Here is a 25,705-nt window from a genome sequence, read left to right as displayed (position 1 = left end):
CCTCCCTGGTCACAGACGGTCGGCTTTGACGCTGACGCCGGTCATCGCGTACGCTCGTACGAGCACGCCGGATGAATCCAGTGGCGGACGACTCGCTCGATTGGCTCGCCGGGCTCGGCCTCGTGGTGATCGAGGAGCGCCTCGACGGCTCCGCGCGCTCGATCGGCCCGGGCGGCGCGAGCATCATCGAGCGCTTCGACGTCGCGCTCGCGCGTGCGACGCACCTCACCGGCAGCGACGCGCGGCTGGGCGCGCTCATCCGCCAGGCACGCGCGAGCGGGGCCGCGATGGTCGAGCTCGCGGGCGCGCGCATCGGGCTGCACCGGCGCGGCGATCGCCTGCTCGCGATCGTCGTTCCGCAGGACCGCACCTCCGCGAGCATCGTGCACGAGCTCGCGAACGCGCTCACCGGCATCGCGGGCTGGACGCGCCTCGCGACGACCGCGGGCCCGATGCCGGAGCGCGCACGCTCGGCCGTCGAGGTGCTCGATCGCGCGACGAACGACGCGCTCGACACTGCGCGCACGCTGCTCGCGTCGCTCCAGGGGCACGCGGAGATCGGTGAAGGCAGCGACGTCTCGGACGTGGTCGGCGCCGCGATCTCGATGCTGCGCCCGCTCTCGGACGACAAGGACATCGTGGTGCGCGCGAAGCTGCCCACCGGGCTGCGCGCCGCAGCGCGTCCCGCAGAGCTCCGCGCGATCGCGACGAACCTGATCAAGAACGCGATCGAAGCGCTCGAGCCTGGCGGCGAGATCGTCGTCGCGGCGGACGCAGCCGACGATCGCGTCGTGCTCACCGTCGTCGACGACGGGCCGGGCATGGACGACGCGACGCTCGCGCACATCTTCGACCCGTTCGTGACGCACAAGGCGAGCGGCACCGGGCTCGGGCTCGCGTTGGTGCGCGACCTCGCGCAGGCGCGCGGCGGCGACGTGCGCGCGGAGAGTGGTCGCGGCCGAGGCGCGCGCTTCGTGGTGCGACTTCCCGCGCTGCTCGACGCGCGCGCGGAAGCGCGCGAGCGACGTCAGAACCTGCGCGGCAGCGGGGTGCGGCGTCGCTCGACCGCGCCGCTCAAGCGCCCGATCCGCGTGCTCGTCGTCGACGACGACGAGTCGCTCCGCGGCATGGTCACCGCGACGCTCGAGATCCGTGGCGCGAGCGTCGTCGCCGTGCCCGGCGTGCACGAGGCGATGGCCGTCGATCAGACCTTCGATCTCGCGCTCGTCGATCTCTCGCTGCGCGACGGTCGCGGCGACTGCCTCCTGGCGTGGCTCCGCGAGCAGCACCGCACGCACCGCGCGGTGCTCATGAGCGGCGCGCCGGTCACGCCCGACGAAGTGACCCACGCCGACGAAGTGCTCCGGAAGCCGTTCACGCTCGAGGATCTCGCGGAGGTCGTCGATCGCGTCGTGCGCGCCGGCGCGCGCGCCCCGCGCGATCGCTCGCGCGGGGCGTGACCGTCGATCACGGCGTGCGGAACAGCTGCAGCCCGTACTCGCCGTAGCCCGAGTACGCGAGCGCGCGCACGAAGAACGGGCCGGTCCAGCGCGGGCAGATGGTGTCCTGTCCGACGCCGAGCACCGGGAAGTTGTCCGTCGCGGTGTCCTGCGCGATCGGGTTCCCGTTCTCGTCGACGATGAAGAGATCGAGATCGCTCATCGTCGGCCCGCCCACGCCGATCAGCCGATAGCAGCGCCCCGCCTCGAGCACCGCCTCGAAGCTCTCCTCCTGACCCTGCTGCAGGTAGCCGTGATACAGCGGCGTGTCCGGCACCATGTCGGGCGCGAACTGCTGGTAGCGAACGTTCATGTGCTGCGCGACGAAGTCGGGCGCCGCGGGCGCGCCCTGCGCCGGCGCACCGACGACGTACACGGTCTGGCCGCCCGACGTGGCACCGCCCTGCGACACGTCGACCTGCACGCGCTCTTCGGTGCGACGACGACCGCACCCCGAGGCCACCAAGAGAACTGTGAGAGCGCCCAGCACCGTCACGATTCGTCTCATCCGATTGCTCCCTCCTCCAGCCCCGCAGGATTCCGCCCAGGACCGTGGCGCGATTCTGCGATAACCTGCCCGCGTCGCGGAAGCGCTCCGATCGATGGCGAAGAACGTCCCGCACCAGAGCGTCCCGACCGGCTCGGTCGAGACGTTCCCGACCTTCGGCGACGACGCGACGGATCCCACGCCGGGCCTCGTGCTCGTCTACTCGCGTCTCCACCGACAGCTCCCCTCCGCGGTCGCGTTCGTCGATCCGCTGACGACGATCGGTCGCGAGGCGGACAACGACCTGTCGATCCCCGAGCCCGCGGTGTCGCGCTACCACGCGGTCGTCGAGCGTCGCGAGGACGGCTGCTGGCTCATCGACAAGGGCTCGACGAACGGCACGATCGTCAACGGCGCGCGCACCCACGGCGCGCGGCTCGCGTCGCAGGATCTCGTGCGCGTCGGGGACGCGGTGTTCCGCTTCGCCGATCGCGGCGTGCTCTCGTACAGCGCGTACCGCCTCGACGGCAGCGTGATCGCCGCGATGCGCCCGGTGCGCCACGCGATCCGCTCGCAGCTCGTCGGCGGCTGCCAGATCGATCTGCTGCTCGAGCGCGTCGAGAAGGTCGCGAAGACCGGCCTCGCGTGCGTGATCCACGGCGAGAGCGGCACCGGCAAGGAGCTGCTCGCGCGCACGATCCACGACGCGAGCGAGCGCCGCGGCCCGTTCCAGGCGATCAACTGCGCCGCGCTGCCCGCGAACCTGATCGAGAGCGAGCTCTTCGGCTATCGCAAGGGCGCGTTCACCGGCGCGACGCAGGACAAGCACGGCCTCGTCCGCGCCGCGCACCTCGGCACGCTCTTCCTCGACGAGATCGGCGACATGCCGCTCGAGGCCCAGGCGAAGCTGCTGCGCGTGCTCCAGGAGCGCGAGGTGCTGCCGATCGGCGCGACGCAGCCCGAGCGCGTCGACGTGCGCGTCGTGTGCGCGACGCACCGCACGCTCGAGGCCGAGGTCGCGGCGGGGCGCTTCCGCGGTGATCTGCTGGCGCGCCTCCGCGAGTTCTCGGTGCGCATCCCGCCGCTGCGCGAGCGACGCGAGGATCTGCACCCGCTCGTGCTGCACTTCCTGAAGCGCGCGGGGCGCCCCGAGGCGACGGTCACGCTGCCGTTCATGCTCGGCCTCGCGCAGTACGCGTGGCCGTACAACGTGCGCGAGCTCGAGAGCGCGGTGAAGCTCGCCGTCGCGCTCTCCGACGGCCACGACATCGACGTGCGCCACCTGCCCGAGACCGTGCAGCACGCGCTGCGACAGCCGCCCGCGGCGAGCCGTCCCGTCGCGCAGCCGTCGCTCTCGAGCCCGACCACGCAGCCGGACCGCGCGCGCTTCGCGGCCGCGGCCGCGCCGAGCTCGCGCCTCGGCACCCCGACCGAGGCCGAGCTCCGCGAGATCCTCGCGCGCCATCGCGGCAACATCGCGGCGGTGGGCCGCGAGCTCGGCAAGGAGCGCATGCAGGTCCACCGCTGGCTGAAGCGCTACGCGATCGACATCAACGACTACCGCGGCTGACGTCGTCCTACACCACTGCGTGCGTCCGCTCTCGCTTCACGCACGCACGGGCTGACGTCACTTCCTGCACGTGCGGGCGGACGCGCACGACGCACGCGCTCGATTTCCGCGACGTTTCCGCGGAGTCGCTGCGGGCACGAGCGTTGCGAATGGCGCGCGCCGTGCGCAAGTCGTTCCCACTGCGCCTGCTTGAACCGCCCCGAGCGGACGTCTACCCTCTCGCCTTCGGTGAGCCGGGGGAGGCATTCGTCTCCAAAGGCCGCGGGGTGAGCATGCAGCAGGGAACGAGCGGTTCGCAGTCCGCAGCATCCTCTCAGATCACCACGAACGCGACGCACGCGTCGCCACACGACCGACCCGTCCTCCTCGAGCGCCGCAACTTCTCGCACGCACCTCCGGTGATCGGCAGCGCGCCCAACGCGTGCGCCGGCCGCGAGAGCGAGATCGCGAAGCTCATGGAGAGCTATCGCCGCATCGCGCAGCACCGCGACCGCGAGCGCCTCGTGCTCCTGCAGGGCCCGGGCGGCATCGGGAAATCGCGCATCCTCGGCGAGCTGCGCGGGCGCATCCGCCTCGAGGGCGGCGTGGTGCTCGAGGGTCGCTGCGAGCCCGGCCGCGCGTTCGGTCCGTTCGCGGAGATCGTCGATCGCGCGCTGCGCTTCCTCGACGAGGTCGGCGTGGTGCCGAGCTCGGATCTCGACGGCCTCGCGTGTCGTGCGGGCTGTCATCGCCTCTGGCACCAGCACGGCGGGCCCGAGCCCGAGACGTCGAGCGCGATCGATCCCAACGGCGCGCCGCCGGAGATCGCGGCGTTCGAGAAGCGCCTGCGCTTCTTCGACGCGATCCACCAGCTGCTGCGCGACGTCGCGACGGTGCGCGCGCCCGTGCTCATCCTGCATCACCTCGAGCGCGCGGATCGCGGCACGCTCGAGCTGCTCTCGTTCCTGCTCGATCTCGCCGGCGATCACGGGAGCTTCGCGGGCCAGAACGAGCCGACCGCGCTGCGCATGATGGTGGTCGCGTCGCTGCGCGACGACGTCGCGCCGGCGCATCCCGAGGCGATCGAGACGCTGCGCGGACACGACGCGGCGGAGCGGGTCCCGGTCGGCGCGCTGGACGCGCAGGGCGTGCGCGCGTTCCTCACGAGCGAAGAGGCCATCGCGCGCGTCATCGAGCGCACCGGCGGCAACCCCGAGCTGATCGAGCTCCTGCTCGAGGCGGACCCGCTGACGCCGCGCGCGCGCATCGAGCGTCGCCTCGCGCGCCTCACGCCGATCGCGCGCGAGCTCGCGGGCGCGCTCGCCGTGCACGCGAGGCCAGCGTCCCTCGAGACGCTCGCGGCGATCGCGGGTGTGCCGATCGAGGCGGCGGCGCGCTCGGAGCTGCCGTCGTTCGATCTGCTCACGCGATCGATCGTCGACGGTCACGTGCTCTTCGCGTTCGAGCGCGAGAACGATCGCGAGACCTGCTACCAGCTGTTCTCGCCGCGCGAGCGCCGCGACCTCCACGCGCGGTGCATCGACGTGTGCAGCGCGCGCCTCGATCTGCAGGAGGCGGTTCGCCACGCGATCGCGACGGGCGACTTCGCGCGCGCATCGGATCTCGCGGTGGCGGCGGCGGCGTCACTCGCGGCGCGCCACGCGCACGCCGAGGCCGCGGCGCTGCTCGAGTCGCTGCTCCAGGCGAACTCGGGCGCCGGCAAGGGCGCGACCGAGCTCCCGCTCGTGATCCGCGAGGAGCTCGCGGATCTCTATCGCATCGCGGGCAACTACCGTGGCGCGCTGGTCCATGCGCGCGCGGTGCGCGACGCGCTGCCCGAGGATCCCGCGGCCGCACGCCGCGTGGGCTATCTGCTGACGGTTGCTGGCGAATTCGACGCGGCCGCCGAGCCGCTCGAGGCGGCGCGCCGGCTCGCGACCGCGCGCGTCGACGCGGGGCTCGCGACCGGCGCCGAGGTCGCCGAGGTCGAGGCCCAGCTCGCCGAGCTCGGCTACCAGCAGGGCAACTACGACGCCGCGCGCGAGTGGTCCGAGGCGGCGCTCGAGCGCGCCCGCGAGGCCGGCGCGCTGCGCATCGAGATCCACGCGCGCAACACGCTGGGCAAGCTCGCGCTCGCGCAGAAGAACCCCGCGGTCGCGGCGGAGCTCTTCGAGCAGAACCGCGTTCTCGCCGCGCGCTCGGGGCTCGGGCACCAGGAAGCGCAGGCGCACACGAACCTCGGCGTCGCGATGCTGCTGCGCCGCGAGCTCGGCGCCGCGGAGCAGGCGTGCAAGCGCGCGATCGAGGTCGCGACGCGCGCCAGCGACACCCGCGATCGCGCGATCGCGACCGAGAACCTCGCGGTGCTCGCGCACCTCGCGCGCGACTACCGCCGCGCGCTGTCGCACTACCACGTCGCGGTCGGGCTCCTGAAGCGCCTCGGCAATCGCGCGATGCTCGGTCGCGTCGCGAACAACCTCGGCGAGCTCTACCTCTCGCTCGGTGACCGGGCGCGCGCTCGTGCGCTCTCGGATCTCGCGGCGCACGTCAGCGGCACGAGCGGTCCGCCGCTCCGCACCGCGCAGCGCCTCCGCCTGCGTGGCCGCATCGAAGCGGCCGACGGCAACGTCGGGCTCGCGCGCCAGAGCTTCGAGAGCGCGCTCCTCGCGTTCCGCTCGCTCGGCGACGCGCGCGCCGCCGCGGATGCGCAGCTCGAGGTCGCGAAGCTCGCGCTCGCCGACGGCGACGTGCCGAAGGCGCGCGAGATCCTCGCGTCGCTGCCCGTCGAGGACGCGCCCCAGCGCGCCGCCGAGGTCGCGATCGTCGCGGCCGATCTCGAGCGCGCGGCCGGTGGCGAGACCGTGCTCTCCGCGCGTCGCGCCGTCGAGCTCGCGGAGAAGGCGGGCGACGACGAGCTCCTCCTGCCGGCGCTCGTGCGCTTCGCGCGCGCGCTCGGTGACGCGGGCGATCTCTCGCACGCGGCGCGCGTCCTCGAGCGCGCGCAGGACGTCGACAAGAAGCTCGGCGCGAACGTGCCCGAGGAGGCGCTCGCCGCGTGGCAGGAGCGCCCCGCGCGCATCGAGCTGATGCAGGTGCAGGCGAAGCTCGCGTCGGCGTGGGCCGCCACGTACAACGCTGGCGGCCGGCACGACTCGGTGCCGCCGCCGCGCGCGCTCGCACCGCGTGGTCGCCCGGTGATCGCGGAGACCGGCGCGAGCGACCCGCGCTTCGAGAAGTGGCGCAAGCGCTACCCGAACATCGCGGGCTCGTCGACGGCGGTCGCGAGCGTGATGTCGGTGCTCGACAAGGTCTCGAACTCCGACGCGATCGTGCTGATCCGCGGCGAGAGCGGCACCGGCAAGGAGCTGATCGCCGAGGCGATCCACAACAACTCGGCGCGCGCGACGAAGCCGATCGTCAAGGTCAACTGCGCGGCGCTCGTCGAGACGCTCCTGCTCAGCGAGCTCTTCGGCCACGAGAAGGGCGCGTTCACCGGCGCGCAGAGCCGCAAGAAGGGCCGCTTCGAGCTCGCCGACGGCGGCACCATCTTCCTGGACGAGATCGGCGACATCTCGCCCAAGACGCAGGTCGCGCTGCTCCGCGTGCTCCAGGAGCGCGAGTTCGAGCGCGTCGGCGGCACCCAGCCGATCCGGGTCGACGTGCGCATCGTCGCCGCGACGCACCGCGACCTCGAGCGCATGGTCCGCGAGGGCACGTTCCGCGAGGACCTCTACTACCGCCTGCGCGGCGTCACCCTCGAGATGCCGCCGCTGCGCCGTCGTCTCGACGACCTGCCGGAGCTCTGCGGACGCCTGCTCCAGCGCATCGCCGAGGAGCGCGACGAGACGGCGAAGCGGATGTCGTCGGCGGCGCTCGATCTGCTCGGCGGTCACCGCTGGCCGGGCAACGTGCGCGAGCTCGAGAACGTCCTGCGCTCGGCGACGCTCTTCGCCGACGGCGAGGAGCTCGTCCCCGAGGACTTCGCCGCGTTCGCCGACACGTTCCAGGCGCCGGACCCCGAGGTCGCGACGCTGCGCGCAGCGACGACGACCAGCGCCGGTGGCACGAGCCCCGGGACGATGGCGGTACTTGGAAGCGACTCCGTTCGGGACGACGCATCGAGCGCGGACGGAGAGGACGCACCGATCGAGATGCTCGTGTACGAGCGGGTCCGCGGCGGCGCGACCTCGCTCTTCGAGATGAAGAAGATGCTCGAGCGCGAGTGCATCGTGCGCGCGCTCGAGGAGACCAACGGGAACATCACCCGTGCCGCGGCGCTCTTGGGGATGAAGCGTCCGCGCCTGTCGCAGCTCGTGAAGGAGTACGAGCTCGGGGACTTGGGGAAGTAGGGGACCATGATCGAATCGAAACGCATTTGGGGAATCGTCCTCGCCGCGGCGCTCGCGGCGGGTGGTTGCGTCGGGAGCGGCGCACCGGGCGTGTCGTCCGATCAGCTCCTCGTGGACGAGGGCGAGGAGCTCGGCGCGATCGAGCCCGAGGCGTGCGAAGAGGCCGAGTCGGGCTGTGAGGGCCTGCTCGCGCGCGGCGTGCAGTTCGCGATCGTGTCCGCCGAGTTCGGGCTGATCGCGGCGGTCGAGTCGGATGGCGACGTCGTGTGCGTCGACACCGTCGAGGCCGTCGAGGAAGAGCTCTCGGAGAGCGGGCGCATCGACGAAGCGCACGACCTCGTCCGGGCGTTCGAGGCGTCGCTCACGCCCCCGACCGCGTTCAGCGTGCGCGCGGGCGATCCCGACCCGGAGCCGAACCTCGGCTTCCACCGGGTCATCCTGCGCGGCGATCCCGACCCGGAACCGAACAGCGTGCCCTGAGCCCCACCCCTCCTCCGAGCTCGATGAAGCCCGCGATTCCCGAGTGGAATCGCGGGCTTCGCAATTTCCGGCCGATCGTCCTTGCGCCGCTGCAGAGGATCCCGTAGTGGTATGACCACTCGACTGGCTAAACCAGTTGGGCTCTCGGAGACCGCATGGCCCCTGCCGATCCCCGCAAGCGCGCCGCCGTCGAGGCCGCGAACCGCATCCGCGACGAGATCCTCACCGGGCGCTACCCGTCGGGCTCGAGCCTGCCCGGTGAGCGCGAGCTCTCGGAGCAGCTCGGCGTCTCGCGCCTGACGCTCCGCTCCGCGCTCGCGCACCTCGAGGCCGAGGGCCTGGTGCGCCCGTATCACGGCTCGGGCACGCGCGTGCTCGACTTCCGCGAGCACGGCGGGATCGACCTCCTCGGGTACCTCGCGCGACTCGCGTTCGAAGGGCGCGTGGTGCCGATCGACGTGCTCGCGGATCTGCTCGAGCTGCGTCGCTCGGTGGCGGTCGACGCGGTGGGGCTCGCCGCCGAGCGAGCGACCGCCGAGGAGATCCACGCGATGCGCGAGCACCTCGCGATGCAGGCCGAGCTGATGGACCAGCCGCGCGCCTTCATGCAGGCCGACATCGCGTTCGCGCGGCGCGTCGTGCGCGCGACGCACAACCTCGCGTTCGAGCTCATCTACAACACGGTCGCGCGCACGCTGGAGAGCAACGCGGGCCTCGAGCTCGCGTTCTTCGCGAACGCGCCGCAGACGCTGCGCGTGTACGCGCGCTTGATCGACATCGTCGAGAAGCGCGAGGCCGAGCGCGCGCGGCGCGCGACGCGCGCGCTGCTCGAGCGGCTCGATCGCACGACGCTCTCGCGCGTCGGCGCGTTCCTCGGGATGACGGTGCGCGAGGGCGCGCACGACGGCGACACGGATCACGAAGCGGAGGAGGAGCTGCGATGAACGGGTGGGCGGCGCTGGTGCTCTCGAGCTTCGCGCCCGCGGACGACGCGGGCGGTCTGGTGAAGAGCGGCGACGAGATCGACTGGGGCGCGGCGTGGACGCGCTTCACGTCGACGATGAGCGCGAAGGGTCGGCTCGGCGCGTACGCGGGGCTGGTCATCTGCGTGTTCGCGCCGCTGCTCGCGATGGGGCGCTTCGCGACGATCGCGCGGCTCTCGATCACCGAGCGCGCGCGCGCGCTCGACGTGCTGCTCTCGCATCGCTCGTTCGCGATCCGCGAGCTCACGCTGCTGCTGAAGATCGTCGCGTGCATGGCGATCTTCCGGTCGAGCGCGGCGCGCGAGCGCAGCGGCTACGATCGTCCGGTCGGCTCCGCGAAGCTGCGTCTGCCGACGCTCGCGACGGAGGCGGCGTGATGGCGCAGCAACGCATCGACGACGCCGCGGACTTCGTCATCGTCGGCACCGGCGCGGGCGGCGCGACGGCAGCGCGTGTGCTCGCGGACGCAGGGCTCGACGTCGTGCTGCTCGAGGAAGGCCCCGAGATCCCGCTCGCGGATCGACGTCGCGAGGCGCTCGACGCGATGAGCGTCGCGGTGCGCGACATGGCCTCGCAGACGACCGACGGCATCCATCCGATCCCGCTGCTCCAAGGGCGCGTCGTCGGCGGCAGCACCGCGATCAACTCGGGGATCATCTGGCGCCTGCCCGACGACGTGCGTCGCGACTGGTGCGAGCGCTTCGGGCTCGAGAAGCTCGTGGACGAGACGGAGATGGAGCGCGTCTTCGCGCGCATCGAGGACGAGCTCGGCGTGCACGAGACCGAGGGCGAGCTGCTCGGCGGCAACAACACGCTCATGGAGCGCGGCGCGCAGGCGCTCGGCCTTCCGGGGCGTCGCATCCACCGCAACACGAAGGGCTGTCAGGGCAACAATCGTTGCCTGCAGGGCTGCCCGGTCGGCGCGCGGCAGAGCATGGACGTCTCGTACGTCCCGCGTGCGATCGCGGACGGAGCGCGCCTGCACTCGAGCTGTCGCGCGACGCGCGTCGTGTTCGAAGGACGTCGCGCGGTCGCGGTGCGCGGCACGGTGCACGATCCGAAGACGCGCGCCCGCGTGGGCTCGTTCGAGGTGCGCGCGCGTCGCGGCGTGATCGTCGCGGCGAGCGCGATCTGGACGCCGGTGCTGCTGCAGAACAGCGGGTATCGCCATCCGCTGCTCGGCGAGCGCTTCCAGGCGCATCCGGGCGCGGCGTTCGTCGGGCGCTTCGACGAGCCGGTGAACATGGGGTTCGGCGCGGCGCAGGGCTACGAGGTCCCGATGCGCGATCGCGGCTACAAGCTCGAGTCGCTCGGGATGCCCGCGGAGATGCTCGCGGCGCGTCTTCCGGGCGCGGGCGCGGACTGGTCGAAGCGCCTCGCGAACCTCGGCCACTACGTGCAGTGGGGCGGCCAGGTGCGCATGGAGGCGCTCGGTCGCGTGCGCGCGCGCTGGTTCCCTGGAGCCAGCGGCGGCGGCGTCAGCGTGAAGTACGAGCCGACGAAGCGCGACATCGCGAAGCTGCACGACGCGCTCGTGCTCACGGGCCGCATGATGCTCGCCGCGGGCGCGAAGGAGATCCATCCGGGCGTCGCGGGCTTCCCCGACACGATCAGCACCGAGGCCGAGCTCGACGCGTTCGCGCGTCACCCGCTGCACCGCAGCCAGGCGCACCTCGTCGCGTCGCACCTCTTCGGCACCGCGTGCGCATCGCGCGATCCGAAGCTCGGCGTCGTCGACGACGAGCTCGCCGCGCACGGCGCCGAGCGCCTCTACGTGATGGACGCGAGCGTGTTCCCGACGAACCTCGGCGTGAACCCGCAGCACTCGATCATGGGCGTGGTGTGGCGCGCCTCCGAGATGCTCGCGCAGCGTGCGAGCCGCGCCGCAGCTGCCTGATCGCACGGGAGCGCCGGCCCGAGCCGGCTGATACGATCGGCGCGACGTGGATCTCCGGACCCAGATCTCGCTCGTCGCGTCGATCCTCTGCTTCGCGCTCAGCGCGGTCGTGCTCCTGCGGCCGCGCAAGCGCCGCGTGCACTGGCTGTTCGCGCTCTTCGACGGGACCGTCGGTGCCTGGTACCTGACGACGTTCCTCGCGCGCTTCGAGGGCGGCGGTGCGTTCTGGGAGCGGCTCAACCTCGTGTGGGCCGTGCTGCTGCCGCTCTCGGCGGTGCAGTTCTTCCGCGCGTTCCTGCAGAGCGACTCGAGACGATCGGGGCAGCTCAATCACACCGCGATCTTCCTCGCGATCGGGATGATCGCGGCGATCTTCACGCCGCTCTACCGCGCGCTGGTGCTCGGCACCGCGGTGTTCGTCTACGTGTTCGTGCTGCTCGCGGCAGCGCTCGTGATCGTCTATCGCGCGGGCCGCCGCGCGCGCTCGCGCTTCGATCGCGCGCGCCTGCTCTACCTCGCGCTCGTCGGCACGTTCGCCGCGGTGTTCACGCTCGCCGAGTACCTGCCCTACGTCGGCCTCGACATCCCGCCGGTCGGCACGGTGCTCATCCTCGTGTTCCTCTACGTGCTGTCGCAGTCGATCCTCAGCTCGCGCATCCTCGATCTCTACGAGCTCGGCGCGCGCCTCGGCGTGCTGACCACCCTCGCCTTCTCGCTCGCCGGGATCCTCTGGGTCCTCGTCGCGCTCGATCCCGGTCACTTCTTCCTGCACTCGGTCACCGCCGCGCTCGTGCTGATGCTGCTGACCGAGCCGGTGCGCTCGAAGATCGAGCAGCAGATCTCGCAGCTCTTCTTCCGCGAGCGCCACGACTTCGAGCGCATGGTGCTCGACCTCCGGCGTCAGCTCGCGAACGTGCTCTCGCAGGACGATCTCGTCCGCAGCGTGGTCACCGCATTCGAGAGCTCGCGGCGCCTCACGCACGGATCGATCTACCTGCTCGACGCCGATCGGCAGGGCTACGACCTGATGGGCCACGTCGGGGCCGAGCCCGCGCGACGCGTCGAGCTCGCGCCGGGCCGTCCGTTCCTCGATCGCATGCGCCGCGACGAGGCGCTCGTGCTCGAGAACCTCGAGCGCGAGCTCGACGAGCGACGCGAGCTCGGCGAGGACGGCGAGGCCGAGACGCTCGCCGAGATCATCGGCACGATGGAGTCGATGCAGGCCTCGGTCGCGGTCGCGCTGCGCGGGCCCGACGAGAGCTACGGGCTCATCTGCATCCGCGACGAGCGCCTCCGCGACGCGTACTCACCCGAAGAAGTGCAGCTGCTCAAGGGCCTCGCCGCGCAGGCGTCGATCGCGGTCGAGAACTCGCGCCTCTACCAGCGCATGAAGGAGCGCGATCGCCTCGCGGCGCTCGGCGAGATGGCCGCCGGCCTCGCGCACGAGATCCGCAATCCGCTCGGCGCGATCAAGGCGAGCGCGCAGTTCCTCGCCGAGCCCGCGCCGCGCGACGAGAGCACGCGCATGGACGACGGCGCGCGCGAGTTCCTCGACATCATCGTCGAGGAGGTCGATCGCCTGAACCGCGTCGTGTCGTCGTTCCTCGACTACGCGCGTCCTTCGCAGCTCGGCGACGTCACGCCGATCGACGTGAACGCGACGGTGCGCCGCACGCTCCAGCTGCTCGGTCCGCAGTTCGGCGCGGGCGTCGAGTCGTCGCTCGATCTCGACGCGGAGGTCCCTCCGGTGCGCATCGACGCCGAGCGGCTGCGCCAGGTGCTCATCAACCTCGCGCTCAACGCGGTGCAGGCGATGGAGGGCCACGGGCGCATCGAGGTGCGCACGCGCGGCGTGTCGCGCGGCGACGAGCGCTGGGTCGAGATCCACGTCGCGGACACGGGGCCCGGCATTCCGCAGAAGATCCTGAAGAACCTCTTCGTGCCCTTCGTGACCACGAAGGATCGCGGCACCGGCCTCGGCCTCGCGATCTCGCAGCGCATCGTGAGCGCGGCCGGCGGGCTGATCGAGGTGCGATCGAGCGCGGGCATCGGCACGACGTTCGTGGTGCGCCTGCCCGCGCACGTCGAGGAGCGACGCGCGCTGCCGGTGCTCGATCAGGGCAGGATCGGCGCGGGGGCGACCGGGAACTCCGCGCCCGCCGAGGGCCTCGTGGGCGGCGGCGACGGGCTCGGCACCAGCGCAGATCGCGGCGCGGTCGCGGGCGAGCGCGCGAGCAGCCTCGCGAGCAATCGATAGAGCCGCACGTCCTCGCGCGCGATCGATCCCGGCTCCATGTCGGAGTCCTCGAAGAGCGCGTCGTACGCGCGGACCGCCGAGCCCTCACCGCGCTCGCGCGTCGCGTCGGGCAGCAGGTATCGCCACGTGCCGAGGTGATCGAACGCGACGCCGTGCTCGGGCGTGAACGCGCGCTCGACGAACGCCGGCGCGCGGCTCCCGAGCGAGCCGTCCTCGTCGAGCAGATAGACCTCGACGTCCATCGTGCGCAGCTGCGCGTCGAGCGGTCCGCCCATCGCGGCCTCGCGCTCGCTCCAGCGCTGTCGCGCGACGATCGACGCCGTGAGGAGCGCGCGCGCGATCGAGCTCCCGCGCGCCGAGCGCCAGAGCCGAGGACGCTCTCCGTCCTTCAGCATCACCATCACCTCGACGTTGCGGATGCGGCGCAGCGGCTCGGGGAAGCTCTGGACGCGCGGCGGTCGCGCGCCGCCGAGGATCGCGCGCGCGACGTACGCGAGCGCGAAGTCGTGCGGCGCGTGCAGCACGAGCCCGGTGCGCGGCACGTAGAACGCGGCGCTCGGCGCGAGATAGACGGCCTGCAGCTGCTCGAACGAGTCGTACGCCCGCAGCCGATCGCGCAGCGGCGCGCTCTCTTCGGCCTCTTCCTGCGGCGCGCCGCGGCCGTCGGCGACGAGCCCTTCGATGCCGCTCTCCGAGAGCACGCGCGCGAGCGCCGCTTCGTCGCTCGCGTCGAGCGCCGCGTCGAGCCCCGGCACCTCGCTCGCGCGCACCATCGTCGTGCCCTCGGGCCGCAGCCGCGCGAGGTCGTCGGCGCCGACCACCGCGACGCGCCCGCGGTCCTCGAGGAAGCGCACGAGGTCACCCGTGCCCTCGACGCCGGGGCGCCACAGGAGGTACGCGACCACGGCGATCAGCGCGCCCACCGCGAGCACACCGAGGACGCCGAACGCCCACGTTCGGGTGCGCCCTGCGGGGTCCTGCTTCACGCGCTCGCCTCTACCCGATCCGCATCCGCGGGGCCAGCCCCACGCGCCGTGAGGTCGCTCGCGAGTTGACGCGTCGCGTCGGTCGATCGCAAGTGGATACGCGTAGTTCCCGCGCTAGATGAGAGCCGCTCCGCCGCCCTCGCGGCCACATGACTTCGCGGCGATCAGTCCGCGAACCAGCAAGCACCGACGACGGGCCTCGATGGCCCTCGATCCGCTCACATCAGGAGGCTCCCGTGATCATCGGCGTTCCGACGGAGATCAAGACTCGCGAGTACCGCGTCGGCATCAACCCGGGCGGTGTTCGCCAGCTCACCCGCGCCGGGCACGAGGTGCGCATCCAGAAGGGCGCCGGGATCGGCGCGGGCATCGCGGACAAGGACTTCGAGGCCGCCGGCGCGCGCATCGTCCCGACCGCCGCGGACGCGTGGTCGGCCGAGATGGTCATGAAGGTGAAGGAGCCGCTCCCCGAGGAGTACGGCTACTTCCGTCCGGGGCTCATCCTCTACACGTACCTGCACCTCGCGCCGCTGCCCGAGCTCACGAAGGAGCTCATGGCGAAGAAGGTCCGCGCGATCGCGTACGAGACCGTGCAGAACGCCGACGGCTCGCTCCCGCTGCTCCGCCCGATGAGCGAGGTCGCGGGCCGCATGGCGACGCAGGTCGGCGCGTCGTGCCTCGAGAAGGAGCGCGGCGGCAAGGGCCTGCTCCTCGGCGGCGTGCCCGGCACGCGTCGTGGTCACGTCGTGGTGCTCGGCGGCGGCGTCGTCGGCGCGCACTCGGCGAAGATCGCGGTCGGCATGGGCGCGCAGGTCACCGTGCTCGACGTCGACGGCACGCGGATGAGCTACCTCGAGGACATCTTCGGCGCGTCGATCGAGACGCTCTACTCGAACCCGACGAACATCGAGGAGACGGTCGCGGGCGCGGACCTCGTGATCGGCGCGGTGCTCGTCGCCGGCGCGAAGGCGCCGAAGCTCGTCGACGAGGATCTCATCAAGAAGATGAAGCCCGGCTCGGTCGTGGTGGACGTCGCCGTCGACCAGGGCGGATGCATCGCGACGTGCCGCCCGACGACGCACGACCACCCGACGTTCGAGCTCCACGGCGTCATCCACTACTGCGTCCCGAACATGCCGGGCGCGGTCTCGATGACGAGCACGTTCGCGCTGACGAACGTGACGATCACCTACGCCGAGCGCATCGCGCGCGAGGGCGTCGTGAAGGCGATCAAGAGCTCCCCCGCGCTCGCGCTCGGCGTGAACGTGTGGGACGGCGCGTGTGTCTACCAGGCCGTCGCCGAGGGCGTGGGCGTGGAGTACACGCCGCTCGATCGCGTGCTCTGAGCGCGTCTCGATCGAGAGAGAAGGCGCGGGCCGAAGGGTCCGCGCCTTTTCGCGTTTTCGAACCGACGACCACGACCACGACCACGACCACGACCACGACCACGTCGACGTGATCGTGGTCGTGAACGTGGTCGTCGTCGGTCGTTCGTTCGCTCGCTCAGTACGAGACGCCCGCGCCGACGTCGACGCGCCACTGGCGCGGCAGATCGCTCGGCAGCGACTCGTCGAGATCGCTCGGCGCGAGCAGATCGAACGCGAACGCCGCCGTCAGCGCGAACCACTCGTAGCGCACCTGCGATCCCACGAAGAGCCGCACGCGCGTCGAGCGCAGGCTCGGGAACACGACGTTGTGGTTGAAGTCCGCGCCGCTCCCGCGGCAGTACGGCGGATCGTCGCTCCCGGTGTGCCCCTCCACGCCCGGCGGGATCGGATCGGGATCGCACTCGCGGAACGCATCGACCTCCGGCGTCAGATCGACGAGCTCGCTGTCCGCGAACACCCACGCGATCTGACCGCCGAGGTACGGCGAGATCTCCACCGTGTCCGCGACGATGATGCGCTCGCCGATCGACACGTCGACGGCGGGCACCGTCACGTTCACCTCGGAGTCGCCGAGCAGCGTCTGCACCGAGCCACGCACCGAGAGCGACGGGAAGTACGCCGACGCATGGCGATCCCGCAGGCCCTCGAGCAGCGACCACCGGACCTCCGCGCCGAGCGCCCAGTACGACGTGTTCACGAGGAACCCGACGTTCGTCCCGATCTCGAACCCGAACGGCAGCCCCTTGCGCACGTTGAAGCGCGACCACGCGAGCACGCCGTCGACGAAGCGATTGCGATCGGTCCCGGTGTCGCCCTCGGTGCCGCGCGCCCAGTAGTCCGCGCCCGAGTCGATCCCGGTGATCGACGACTCCACGCCGAAGTAGATCCCGCGCATGCCGCGCGTGTGCGCCGGCAGCAGGATCGGCGGGATCAGCGCGCCCGCGAACTGCGTCGCGAGCCTGCGCCACGCGTCGTCGTCGGCACAGACGAGCGCGCCGTCGACGTTCGGGCACACGCCGCCTTCGGATGGAACGCTCAAGCGCGAGAGCGCGAGATCCATCCGTTGCGCCTCGGCGCGCGACCCGATCGCGAGCACTCCGATCGCGACGGCCATCGCAAGCGTCCAAAGCCTCATTCGGCCGCGACGCTATCGCCGCGCGCGCCGACGCGTCAAGCGACGCGCCCGCTCATTCCGTCGGCGCGCCGCCTCGGATCCACGCGGCCACGCGCGCGATCTCGTCGCGGCTGAGCGCGTGGTCGCCCGCATCGCCCGGGGGCGGCATGCGCTCGCCCGCGACGTGCGGGTCGCCGAGCAGCTTGTAGACGAGATAGCTCTCCTCGGGCCGCCCCGCGCTCCCGAACACCTCGATGCGCGTCATCCCGCCGAGCCCGGTCACGACGGCGCCGGCGCGCGGTCGCTCGCCGGTCTGTCGCGACGCGACGCGGATCGCCGTCGAACGCACGCCCTCCGCGCTCCCGAGATCGAGCCCGAGCACCGACGCCTCGCCGCCGTGGCACTCGCCGCAGCGCTGCGCGAGCAGCGGACCGATCTCGCTCCACGGCGGGACCTCGTCCGGCGGCGCGCTCGCCGCGCGCCCGGTGCGGAACACGACGACGTGCCGCTGCGCGACCACGCCGTCGAGATCGCGCACGCCCTCGACGCGCAGCTCCCATCGCGCGTCGGGATCGAGCTCGCTCTGCGGCACGATGCGGAGGCCGGGCAGCGTCGGATCCGCGTGCACCGCGATCGGCACGACGCGCGCGCCCGAGACCACCCGCACGCTCGCCGCGCTCACGCTGCTCGGCGCGAGCGGACGATCGAACACGACCTGCATCCGCGCCAGCCGATCGACGTCGTCGGCTGCGGGCGCGGGAACGGTCGCGATCACACGCGGCGCCGAGCCGTCCGGTGCGGGCTCGTTCGGCACGTCGCACGCGACGGCGATCACGAACGCCGCGAGGAGCACGGCCCGGCGCGTCAGTCTCCGTGTCTCCTCAGCTCTCGCTGTACATCGAGAGCTGCTGCCGGATGACGTCCTCGCTGACGCCTTCCGGGATGTACTCCTTCAGGCAGTCGGCGAGCGTCACGAGCATGTCGTCGACGCCCTTGTCCTCGATGAGCTTCGCGAGCAGCGCGCGCGCTTCGCGGGAGTCGTCCTCGCGCAGGAATTGCCTCACCTGCTCGATCGTGATCTCGCCCGAGAAATCGATCTGAGCGTTCTGTAGAAGAAAGCGAGCGAGTTCCTTCACGACGCCGTCCTCCCCAAAGAGCCTTTGGGTGCAAATCGCCTCGGTGCACCGGAAGATTCCGAGAGACACCGACACGGGCGTTAGTTTGTAGTCCCGTCAACGCGCGGATGGCAAGGAAAAGGATGTAGGATGGCGGCTCCGTGAGCCGTCGCCCCGGAGGCGCTGTCGCCGAGCGCCCCTCCTCGCGTGCGGTCGGATCCTGTAGGAGGCTGCTCTGGACACCCCGCGCATCCGCGTGCTCGTGACCGCGTTCGCCGCCGTGCCCGGCTCGAGCCCGCACGGCGCCGCGCTCCTCGCCATCGCCGCGGCCGTGCGTGGCGACGTCGACCTCGTGACCGTCAAGACCGAGCTGCTCTCGCACGTCGAGCGGATCGGCGACGCGCGCATGTTCCGCGTCCCGGTGGGCGAAGCGGGCGCGCTCGAGCAGCGCGTGACGTTCGATCGCGCGGTCGCGCGGCAGCTCGAGGCCGAGCCCTACGACGTCGTGCACGTGCGCGGCCCGTTCGAGGGCGCGATCGCCGCGGATCGCAAGCACGCGTTCGGGTTCCAGCTCGTCTACGAGATGGCGACCTTCCCCGACGAAGCGCTGGGCGCGGAGGTCGAGCGCCGCTGGAGCGAGGCCCACGCGAAGAGCATCGAGCACGCCGATCTCGTGCTCGTCCCCACCGAGGCCGCGCGCCGCGCGGTGCTCGAGAGCGTCCCCGCCGAGCGCGTCGTCGTGCTGCCGCCGGGCATCGACGTCGGCAGCTTCGACTGGCGCCCCGCGTCGCACGAGTCGGTGCCGCGCCTGCTCTATCTCGGATCGTTCACCGCGGACCGCGATCTCGCGACGGTGCTGGGCGCGCTGCGGCGCGTGGTGCAGACGCGCCCGGTGCGCGCGCTCGTCGCGGGCGAGACCGATCGCCATCGCCGCGAGCAGATGCGCGCGATGGTCGACGCGTTCCAGCTCGGCGGCGTCGTCGAGGTGCGCGGGGAGCCGCCGCCGCGAACGCTGCCGAAGATCATCGCGGGCGCGGATCTCTGCCTCGCGCCGGCGAGCGAAGCGCCGCGCTTCCAGTCGCTCGGCGATCTGCCCCAGCCCTTGCTCGAGTACCTCGCGTGCCATCGCCCGGTGATCGCCGCGGGCGTTCCCGGCGTGAGCGACGCGCTGCGCGACGAGCAGGACGGCCTGCTCTATCCGCCCGGCGACGAAGGCGCGCTCGCCGACGCGATCCTCGAGATGCTGCGCGACGAGTCGCTGCGCGACCGCACGACCGAGTCCGGCTATCGCCGGGTGCGCGAGCTCTTCTCGAGCGGCGCGCGCCGCCGCCGGATCGCCGAGATCTACGAGCGTCTCGCGCCGGGATCGCAGGACGCCGATCCCTGGGACGAGAGCTTCGAGGACGGCGAGACGGGCGCGCTGCAGGTCGCCTCGATCTCGTCGCTCGTCACGCCGGACACCGGCGATCGCGATCACGCCGTGCACGAAGAGATCGGCGCCGACAGCGAGGAGCCGACGACCCACAACGCGCTCGTGATCACCGACAGCCAGAGCGCGATCGAGCTCGACACGAGCGAGGTGCTCGTCGTGAAGACGCAGCCGGGCGAGGAGATCACGCGCGACATCCCCGCGCACCTCGACACCGATCCCGGCCTCCTGCCGATCGACACCATCGCGCCCGAAGCGACGCGCCGCACGACCGACACGGACCCGGGCTGATCAGCGACAGCGCGCGCGCAGCTCTTCCACGTCGCCGTGGCACGTGATGCACGCGCGCGCGTTCGTCTCGAGCGCGCCGCGGCACGACATCGCGAACCCCGGCGGGTGCGGGCTCACCCCCGCGCCGATCCCGCGCGCGCCGTGGCACTGCACGCAGTCCTCCTCGGCGTGACAGCTCGCGCAGCTCTGCATCGATCGCACGGCCTCGAGCGCGTGCATGTTCGGGCCGCGCACCCAGACCGCGGCGGGCGGGTGCCAGCGATCGCGGGTGCGCACGTCCGGCGCGGCGATCGGCGCGATCCCGAGGCGTCCGTGGCACTCCGCGCAGAACTGCGAGATCGTGTGGCAGCTCGTGCAGCGCCCGCCGCTCGTGCCGAGCTCGCCGTCGCGCCGCGCGTAGACCGGGTGCACCGTGAGGAAGTCGCTCGGGTGCACGCGCCGGGGTCGCACGCGACCGTCGTGGCAGTCGGTGCAGTCGCTCTCGGTGTGGCACTGCGCGCAGAGCGGGCCCTGATCGGCCGCGACCCAGCGATGACGCACGAGCCACTCGTGATCGTGGCGCATCCCCGCCATCCAGCGCGGCGGGTTCATCCAGCCCTCGGGCCATCGCGCGCGCAGCTGTCCGGACGGGCTCGCGACGTGACAGCCCTCGCACTCGAGCGGGCGCGGCGCAGCGGGCACGTCACCGAGCCCGCTCGGGGCATGACAGCGGAAGCAGTCGCGCATGGTCGGCAGGTGCGCGCGCGTCGCGAGGCGGGCGTCGGGCACTCCGGCGTGACAGTCGACGCACGTCTGGCCCGCCTGCACGTGGGCGCGATGCGAGAAACGCAGGCGCGCCGCGGGAACATCGGACACCGGCGCGATCGGCGCGCCCGCGTCGCTCGCCGGAGGGACGAACCCCACGTGGCAGGTGCCGCACGTCTCGATGGTCGGCGTCGCGCGATCGATCTCGCGCGCATGACACGGCAGGCACGTATGCTCCGCGGGGATCAGGCGATCGGCGGACGACTCGCTGGTCGGCGCGCCCTCGTGGCAGCGCGCGCAGTCGAGCTCGCGATGCGCGGCGAGCGAGTGGTCCATCCGCAGCGCGATGCGCTGCGGCGGATAGATGATCGTCGAGCGCCCGAGATCGCGCGGCCGCGCGCTCGCGCTGCGCTGTCCCGTCGTCCGCGTGCTCGTCAGCCCGAGCACGAACGCGAGCGCGATCCCGATCGCGACGACGTACCGCAGCGCCCTCATCGCCAGGTCTCCACGCGCAGCCACGCGATCAGTCGGAACCGATTGCCGACCACTCGGCTCGCCGCGTGCTGCAGCTCGACGAGGATCGACGCCTGCTCGGTCAGATCGAAGATCGCGTCGATCGACTCGCTCACCACCGTCCCGTAGAGGTCCTGACGCAGCGGATCGTCGAAGTGCCACACGCTCACGTGCAGGCCGAGCGCGATCTCCGGGATCAGCCTCCGCTGCGCGTCGATCGACACGCCCGCGACCGGACCGAGCGAGCCGCTCCACGCGAAGCCCGAGAGCCCGGCATCGATGCGCTCGATGCGCGCGCGCGCCCACGCTTCCACGCCCGCGTCGTAGTCCTCGCCCCACGGCTCGCCGAGCTCGGCGTGACGACCGCGCAGCGCGCCCCCGAGCTCGAGATCGTCGCTGAGGCGCACGCTCCCGCCGAGCCGCGCCTCGTCGATCGGCGCGGTGCGGAACCACGCCCAGATCGTGCCGGGATCGAAGCGCGGCACGTGGCGCTCGACCGATGCGCGTGCGCTCCAGATCCCTTCGCGCAGCTCGATCGCGCCGAGCGCGTCGATCACCGTCGTGTCGAGCAGATCGAGCACGCCGATCGTCTCCATGCGCAGCAGCGGGATCGGCTGCGACGTCGCGCTCAGCGACAAGCGCGAGAGCACGGTCCCGTCCTCCTCCCACGCGTGGCGGACGCCCGCGCCGAGCTGCAGCCACTCACCCGGCCCGCCGCGCACCCGCGCGCCCACGACCCAGGTGTCGACGCCGGGATCCGTCCACGGCGCGACCGTCGCGTCGACGTCGCTGCGATCCACGCGCATCGAGCCCTGGGGCTCGAACGCGGGCGTCCCGACCAGGCTCGTGCCTCGCACCATCAGCCCCGCGTACGCCTCGGCGGAGATCCACGACCACGGCGCGATCCGAGCGCTCACTCCGTCGAGGCGCACGAACCCGATCGGATCGACCTCGAGCTGCCGCCCGACGCGCGCCCCGATCCCGAATGGCAAGCCGTCGACCGCGACCCAGAGCATCGGCACGTCGATCAGCGATGGCGACGTGAGCGGCTGCCATCCGCCGGTCATCTCGCGATCGTACGCGCGCACGCAGAGCTCGCCGCCGACGAGGCAGTCCTCGCCGAAGTCGTGGTAGAGCCGCAGCCGCACGCTCGCCGAGAGGCGAACTCGCCGCCCATCGGGCTCGGGCTCGCCGAGCGGCTGCACGAGGCGCAGCCCGAGGTTCGACGTGAAGCGCCGGCGCGCGAGGAACGTCGTCGTGCCCGGCGCGCGCACCTCGTAGACCTGGAAGCTCGCGTCGCTGTCGAGCTCCACGTCGAGCGCGCGCGCCGATGGAACGACGAGCGCGAGCATCGCCGCCGCGAGCGCGGCGGCTCCGAACCGCCGCGTCACTCGCTGCGCTGATCGCTCGAGCGTTGCGTGGAGAAGCGCGTCGCGAGCGCGTCGTCCCAGGAGTCCGCGAGGCGCCCGACGCTGCGGATCGCAGCGTCGACCTCCGAGGCATCGAGATCGCGCAGCGCGCGCTCGCTCACGACGACCACGTCGCCGCCGAGGAGGCCGAACGCCGCGCCGACCAGCTCGCGCGCATTGAGCTCGAGCACGTGCTGGAAGAGCGCCGCACGCTGCGCGTCGGCCGCGGGGATCTTCACCACCGGCGCCGCGATGCGGAGCGATCCCTCGCGTCCCGCCGCGGGCGCGTGCACCGCGACGACGATGCGCGCGCTGCCGCGCCGGAGCACGTACGACGCGACGTCCGCGTCGCCTGTCAGCTTCGCGCTCGCCGCGTCGATCCCGAGCCGCCCGATCGCCTCTTCCACCAGCGTGATCGCTCGCTTCGTGTCGTCGTCGGCTGCCATCGTCACCGCTCCGCGAGCGGCGATTCGACGATGCGCGAGGATCGAAGTCAAGGCGAGGCTCGACGCGATCGATCGCGGATGACAGAGAGAACGTCGCCTTGAGCCCCGAGTCGATCGTCGAGCGCGTCGTGGCGCGGCTGCCGGAAGCGGAGATCGCGCGCGCACAGGCCGAGTTCCACGCTCTGACGGGCCCGTTCGCGCCGGGCGAGCCGTTCTACGAGGAGCGGGTGCGCGCGTTCCTCGACTGGCTGGTGATCGAGCGCCACGAGGGCGCCGCGCTGCGCGCGTTCGCTCCTTCGCTCGCGCCGGCCGAGCAGCCGCTCGCGCGCGCGATGCTCGCGTCGATGCGCAGCCTCTTCCGCGTCACCGACCAGCGCGGCGACGACGGGCCCATCGTCGAGTGCCTGCTCCACGGCGCGCGCTTCGTGGTGCGGGGCGACGAGCTGCCGGGCTCGCGATTGACCGCGGGCGACGTGCTCGACGGACGCGCGATCGGGCTCGGCGGTCGCGTGATGCTCGCGCCCGGTCCGGTGTTCCATCCGCGCGAGGCGCACGAGGCGCTCGCGTCGCTGCTCGAGACCGCGCGCGCGGCCGGACGCTGCGACGGGACCCTGCTCGATCCGCTGCTGCGCATGCGGATGCGGCTCGACCGCTTCGAGAGCATCCGCGCGAAGCACATCTATCGCTTCGACGCGCTCGATCGGACCGAGATCCTGACCGCGCCCTGGGCGGCCGACGCGTCCGGCTGATCGAGCGGAGATCGGCGCCGGAGTCGGGCGAAATCGTGGTGGCGCGGCCTGTTCTCGCGCCACTCGCGCCAAACGGTCGTTTCGCGCGACAAAAAGTCCCCAGGGGCCCGAAATGGCCATTCGGCGCGACAGAAAGTCCAAACTCGCGCGAAATGGCCATTTCGCGCGAGTGGGGAACCTCTCGTACAGCGTCACCACCACGCCGGGGGTCCCCAGGGGCTCGAAACGGTCATTTCGCGCGAGATGACCAGCAGAATCGTTGAGGAATCGCCGAAAGCGCGGAGCCCGCGGCGTTTCCACCGCGGGCTCCGGGTCGGACCGGCTCGTAAGCCGAGTTCTGTTCTCTCCCCGCGTCGCCGCGGAGCGAGTGGCGATCATTCCTCTAGGACGCGCGTTGCCGCGTGCCTCCAGCGACACACCCGGGAGCTTCGGACGGGCCGTCCTCTCGTGCCTCCGTGGAGCCTTGCGGTGCCCCGGAGACACAGCGCTCCCCTATTCGGTCTTGCTCCGGATGGGGTTTGCCGTGCAGCCGCTGTCACCAGCGGCCCGGTGAGCTCTTACCTCACCGTTTCACCCTTGCCGCGATGCCTCTCTCGCGAGAGGGGGCGGCGGTCTGCTCTCTGTTGCACTGTCCTCGGGGTCGCCCCCACCGGCCGTTAGCCGGCATCCTGCCCTGTGGAGCTCGGACTTTCCTCCCGCGTGCCCGTCTTTCGACGGTGCGCCGGCGATCACCCGAGCCGCTCCGACAGCGGCGCACTCTGTAGCGTCTCGCGCACGACGCAAGCACGGACGTCGGCAGGAAATTCGACCGGGCGATCCCGCGTCCGTAGGGTCGGCCGCGATGCGTCGCGTGCTCGCGATCGGCCTCGTCGCCTCGCTCGGCGGACTCGCTGCGTGCGGAGGAACGCCCGAGGTATCGAGCGAGCCCGACGCGGCGGTCGTGGTCGCGCCGGCACCGACCCCGCGCGCGCCCGAGCCGGCCGGAGCGCCGGGACCGACGATCGCGGTCGCCGCGGGCACCGTGCTCGCGGGGAGCGCGCCGGGCACTCCGTTCCGGCGACCGTCGCGCGAGGCGGACGAGATCTCGGTCGAGCTGCCCGCGTTCGCGATCGATCGGCACCCCTACCCCAACGAGCCCTTCGCGCCGCCGCAGCTCGTGACGAGCCGCGCCGAAGCGGCGTCCCTCTGCGAGGCGCGGGGCGCGCGCCTGTGCACCGAGCTCGAGTGGGAGCGCGCCTGCGAGGGCGACGCGCACGACCGCTTCCCCGGTGGACGCACCTGGGACGCCGACCGCTGCAGCCAGGATCGCGCGGCGTGCGCGAGCGGGGTCGGCGCGATGCGCATGGGCGAGACCGCGCCCGAGTGGACCGCGAGCGATGCCGCGGAGTCGCTGGTGCGACGCGGACGCTCGGCGGTGCTGCGCGGGAGCTACGGCGATGCGCCCGTCGACCAGCATCGCTGCGACGCGCGGGTGCTCGAGGTGCCGGAGGGAGCGCCGGCAGCCGCGTTCCGGTGCTGCCACGGGCCCGCGCCGTCGGTGCGATACCCCGACGTCGATCGCCCGCGCGAGGTGGTCGATCTGACGCTCGAGCGCGACGCGATCCGTGCCGCGCTGCGCAGCGTGCCCGAGCTCGCGCCGTATGCCGACGACTTCGAGCCGTATGGCGAGGCGGACGGGGATCGCGCGCTGGCGTGCGCGGGCGTCGACCGTCGCGCGCTCGCGGGATGGGAGCTCGCGCCGGGGCCCTTCGCGTGGTCGCCGTCGCCGGGCGAGGCGACGTGGGTGGTCGCCGGGCGCGGCGGTGGGTCGTCGCTGCTCGCGGTGCTCTACGTGCTGCCGGGAGATCGCTTCGCCCACGCCGCGAGCTTCGTGCTCGAGGGCGAAGACGCGCCGATAGGCGTGGCGCGCACGCCTCCTTCGCGCGGCGAGCTGCAGTGGAGCGCGTGCTGGGGCCGCCCCGGCGACGGCGGGGTCGTGCGCTTCGGCGAGGACTCGATCGTGCGCGTGATCTCGCACTGA

The 25,705-nt window shown here is 72.3% G+C and carries 19 protein-coding genes and 1 other RNA gene; 12 read left to right on the top strand and 8 right to left on the bottom strand.

The genetic code is table 11. From position 1 onward, the window contains the following. Positions 1-71 precede the first annotated feature (71 nt). Complete coding sequence (locus tag DB32_RS17865) at positions 72-1,460, top strand: ATP-binding response regulator (protein WP_083457454.1); 1,389 nt, start codon at positions 72-74, stop codon at positions 1,458-1,460. A gap of 7 nt (positions 1,461-1,467) precedes the next feature. Here the strand turns inward: DB32_RS17865 and DB32_RS17860 are convergent, their stop codons facing one another. Beyond that, entirely contained in the window at positions 1,468-2,007 is a 540-nt protein-coding gene (locus DB32_RS17860) for a hypothetical protein (protein ID WP_157069132.1), read from the bottom strand. A gap of 94 nt (positions 2,008-2,101) precedes the next feature. On the opposite strand from DB32_RS17860, the gene DB32_RS17855 reads away from it, so the two are divergent. The 8 genes from DB32_RS17855 to ald all read left to right on the top strand — a co-directional run bounded on the left by DB32_RS17855 (position 2,102) and on the right by ald (position 15,833). Then, positions 2,102-3,556 carry a sigma 54-interacting transcriptional regulator gene (locus tag DB32_RS17855; RefSeq protein ID WP_053233667.1) on the top strand — a complete coding sequence of 485 codons (1,455 nt, stop codon included), beginning with the start codon at positions 2,102-2,104 and terminating at the stop codon, positions 3,554-3,556. A gap of 161 nt (positions 3,557-3,717) precedes the next feature. Continuing rightward, positions 3,718-7,884: a sigma 54-interacting transcriptional regulator gene (locus tag DB32_RS17850; protein ID WP_169791474.1), complete on the top strand. Its 4,167-nt coding sequence runs from the start codon at positions 3,718-3,720 to the stop codon at positions 7,882-7,884. Between the two features lie 6 nt (positions 7,885-7,890). Next, a complete protein-coding gene (locus DB32_RS17845) occupies positions 7,891-8,364 on the top strand; it encodes a hypothetical protein (RefSeq protein WP_053233665.1) in 474 nt (157 codons plus the stop codon). Between the two features lie 155 nt (positions 8,365-8,519). Next, positions 8,520-9,308 (top strand): FadR/GntR family transcriptional regulator, encoded by a 789-nt coding sequence (locus DB32_RS17840; protein ID WP_053233664.1) that lies wholly within the window; start codon positions 8,520-8,522, stop codon positions 9,306-9,308. After that, positions 9,305-9,724, top strand: a complete 420-nt coding sequence (locus DB32_RS17835) for a hypothetical protein (RefSeq protein ID WP_053233663.1) — start codon at positions 9,305-9,307, stop codon at positions 9,722-9,724. Before DB32_RS17840 ends, DB32_RS17835 begins: the two co-directional genes overlap by 4 nt. Then, the gene (locus tag DB32_RS17830) at positions 9,724-11,244 is read left to right on the top strand and encodes a GMC family oxidoreductase N-terminal domain-containing protein (RefSeq protein ID WP_053233662.1); all 1,521 of its coding nucleotides are present in this window, start codon (positions 9,724-9,726) and stop codon (positions 11,242-11,244) included. The genes DB32_RS17835 and DB32_RS17830 overlap by 1 nt, the downstream gene beginning before the upstream one ends. Before the next feature lie 46 nt (positions 11,245-11,290). Continuing rightward, positions 11,291-13,501 carry an ATP-binding protein gene (locus tag DB32_RS17825; RefSeq protein WP_053233661.1) on the top strand — a complete coding sequence of 737 codons (2,211 nt, stop codon included), beginning with the start codon at positions 11,291-11,293 and terminating at the stop codon, positions 13,499-13,501. A 1,222-nt stretch (positions 13,502-14,723) separates the two neighbouring features. Then, positions 14,724-15,833 carry an alanine dehydrogenase gene (ald, locus tag DB32_RS17810; protein ID WP_053233658.1) on the top strand — a complete coding sequence of 370 codons (1,110 nt, stop codon included), beginning with the start codon at positions 14,724-14,726 and terminating at the stop codon, positions 15,831-15,833. A gap of 157 nt (positions 15,834-15,990) precedes the next feature. Here ald and DB32_RS17805 read toward each other — a convergent pair whose 3' ends face one another. From DB32_RS17805 to DB32_RS17795, 3 genes are all read right to left on the bottom strand, one after another. Next, a complete protein-coding gene (locus DB32_RS17805) occupies positions 15,991-16,989 on the bottom strand; it encodes a hypothetical protein (RefSeq protein ID WP_053233657.1) in 999 nt (332 codons plus the stop codon). Between the two features lie 73 nt (positions 16,990-17,062). Next, the gene (locus DB32_RS17800) at positions 17,063-17,842 is read right to left on the bottom strand and encodes an Ig-like domain-containing domain (protein WP_053233656.1); all 780 of its coding nucleotides are present in this window, start codon (positions 17,840-17,842) and stop codon (positions 17,063-17,065) included. A gap of 28 nt (positions 17,843-17,870) precedes the next feature. Then, a complete protein-coding gene (locus DB32_RS17795) occupies positions 17,871-18,125 on the bottom strand; it encodes a hypothetical protein (RefSeq protein WP_053238853.1) in 255 nt (84 codons plus the stop codon). Positions 18,126-18,366: 241 nt separating this feature from the next. Between DB32_RS17795 and DB32_RS17790 the strand changes: the two genes are divergently transcribed. Next, a complete protein-coding gene (locus tag DB32_RS17790; protein ID WP_157069131.1) occupies positions 18,367-19,824 on the top strand; it encodes a glycosyltransferase family 4 protein in 1,458 nt (485 codons plus the stop codon). Here the strand turns inward: DB32_RS17790 and DB32_RS17785 are convergent, their stop codons facing one another. Genes DB32_RS17785 through DB32_RS17775 form a run of 3 tightly spaced genes read right to left on the bottom strand, consistent with a single transcriptional unit; the run spans position 19,825 to position 22,936 of the window. Then, entirely contained in the window at positions 19,825-21,063 is a 1,239-nt protein-coding gene (locus DB32_RS17785; RefSeq protein WP_053233654.1) for a cytochrome c3 family protein, read from the bottom strand. Beyond that, positions 21,060-22,472, bottom strand: a complete 1,413-nt coding sequence (locus tag DB32_RS17780; protein WP_053233653.1) for a hypothetical protein — start codon at positions 22,470-22,472, stop codon at positions 21,060-21,062. Before DB32_RS17780 ends, DB32_RS17785 begins: the two co-directional genes overlap by 4 nt. After that, positions 22,469-22,936: a YbjN domain-containing protein gene (locus DB32_RS17775; RefSeq protein ID WP_157069130.1), complete on the bottom strand. Its 468-nt coding sequence runs from the start codon at positions 22,934-22,936 to the stop codon at positions 22,469-22,471. Before DB32_RS17775 ends, DB32_RS17780 begins: the two co-directional genes overlap by 4 nt. Positions 22,937-23,034: 98 nt before the next feature. Between DB32_RS17775 and DB32_RS17770 the strand changes: the two genes are divergently transcribed. Continuing rightward, entirely contained in the window at positions 23,035-23,685 is a 651-nt protein-coding gene (locus tag DB32_RS17770; RefSeq protein ID WP_053233651.1) for a hypothetical protein, read from the top strand. A gap of 310 nt (positions 23,686-23,995) precedes the next feature. Here DB32_RS17770 and rnpB read toward each other — a convergent pair. After that, positions 23,996-24,430: RNase P RNA component class A (gene rnpB / locus DB32_RS43920), an RNA gene on the bottom strand. A gap of 96 nt (positions 24,431-24,526) precedes the next feature. On the opposite strand from rnpB, the gene DB32_RS17765 reads away from it, so the two are divergent. Continuing rightward, positions 24,527-25,705, top strand: a complete 1,179-nt coding sequence (locus DB32_RS17765; protein ID WP_053233650.1) for a hypothetical protein — start codon at positions 24,527-24,529, stop codon at positions 25,703-25,705.

This window comes from Sandaracinus amylolyticus, from assembly GCF_000737325.1.
Classification (GTDB): Bacteria; Myxococcota_A; Polyangia; order Polyangiales; family Sandaracinaceae; genus Sandaracinus; species Sandaracinus amylolyticus.
The sequence above is the reverse complement of the archived record's forward strand: the minus strand, read 5'-3'. Positions and strand labels throughout refer to the sequence as shown.

Coding starts and splice junctions, on each gene's coding strand:
- DB32_RS17865 (WP_083457454.1), top strand. CDS start 72: ATGAATCCAGTGGCGGACGACTCGCTCGATTGGCTCGCCGGGCTCGGC.
- DB32_RS17860 (WP_157069132.1), bottom strand. CDS start 2,007: ATGAGACGAATCGTGACGGTGCTGGGCGCTCTCACAGTTCTCTTGGTG.
- DB32_RS17855 (WP_053233667.1), top strand. CDS start 2,102: ATGGCGAAGAACGTCCCGCACCAGAGCGTCCCGACCGGCTCGGTCGAG.
- DB32_RS17845 (WP_053233665.1), top strand. CDS start 7,891: ATGATCGAATCGAAACGCATTTGGGGAATCGTCCTCGCCGCGGCGCTC.
- DB32_RS17840 (WP_053233664.1), top strand. CDS start 8,520: ATGGCCCCTGCCGATCCCCGCAAGCGCGCCGCCGTCGAGGCCGCGAAC.
- DB32_RS17835 (WP_053233663.1), top strand. CDS start 9,305: ATGAACGGGTGGGCGGCGCTGGTGCTCTCGAGCTTCGCGCCCGCGGAC.
- DB32_RS17830 (WP_053233662.1), top strand. CDS start 9,724: ATGGCGCAGCAACGCATCGACGACGCCGCGGACTTCGTCATCGTCGGC.
- DB32_RS17805 (WP_053233657.1), bottom strand. CDS start 16,989: ATGGCCGTCGCGATCGGAGTGCTCGCGATCGGGTCGCGCGCCGAGGCG.
- DB32_RS17785 (WP_053233654.1), bottom strand. CDS start 21,063: ATGAGGGCGCTGCGGTACGTCGTCGCGATCGGGATCGCGCTCGCGTTC.
- DB32_RS17775 (WP_157069130.1), bottom strand. CDS start 22,936: ATGGCAGCCGACGACGACACGAAGCGAGCGATCACGCTGGTGGAAGAG.
- DB32_RS17765 (WP_053233650.1), top strand. CDS start 24,527: ATGCGTCGCGTGCTCGCGATCGGCCTCGTCGCCTCGCTCGGCGGACTC.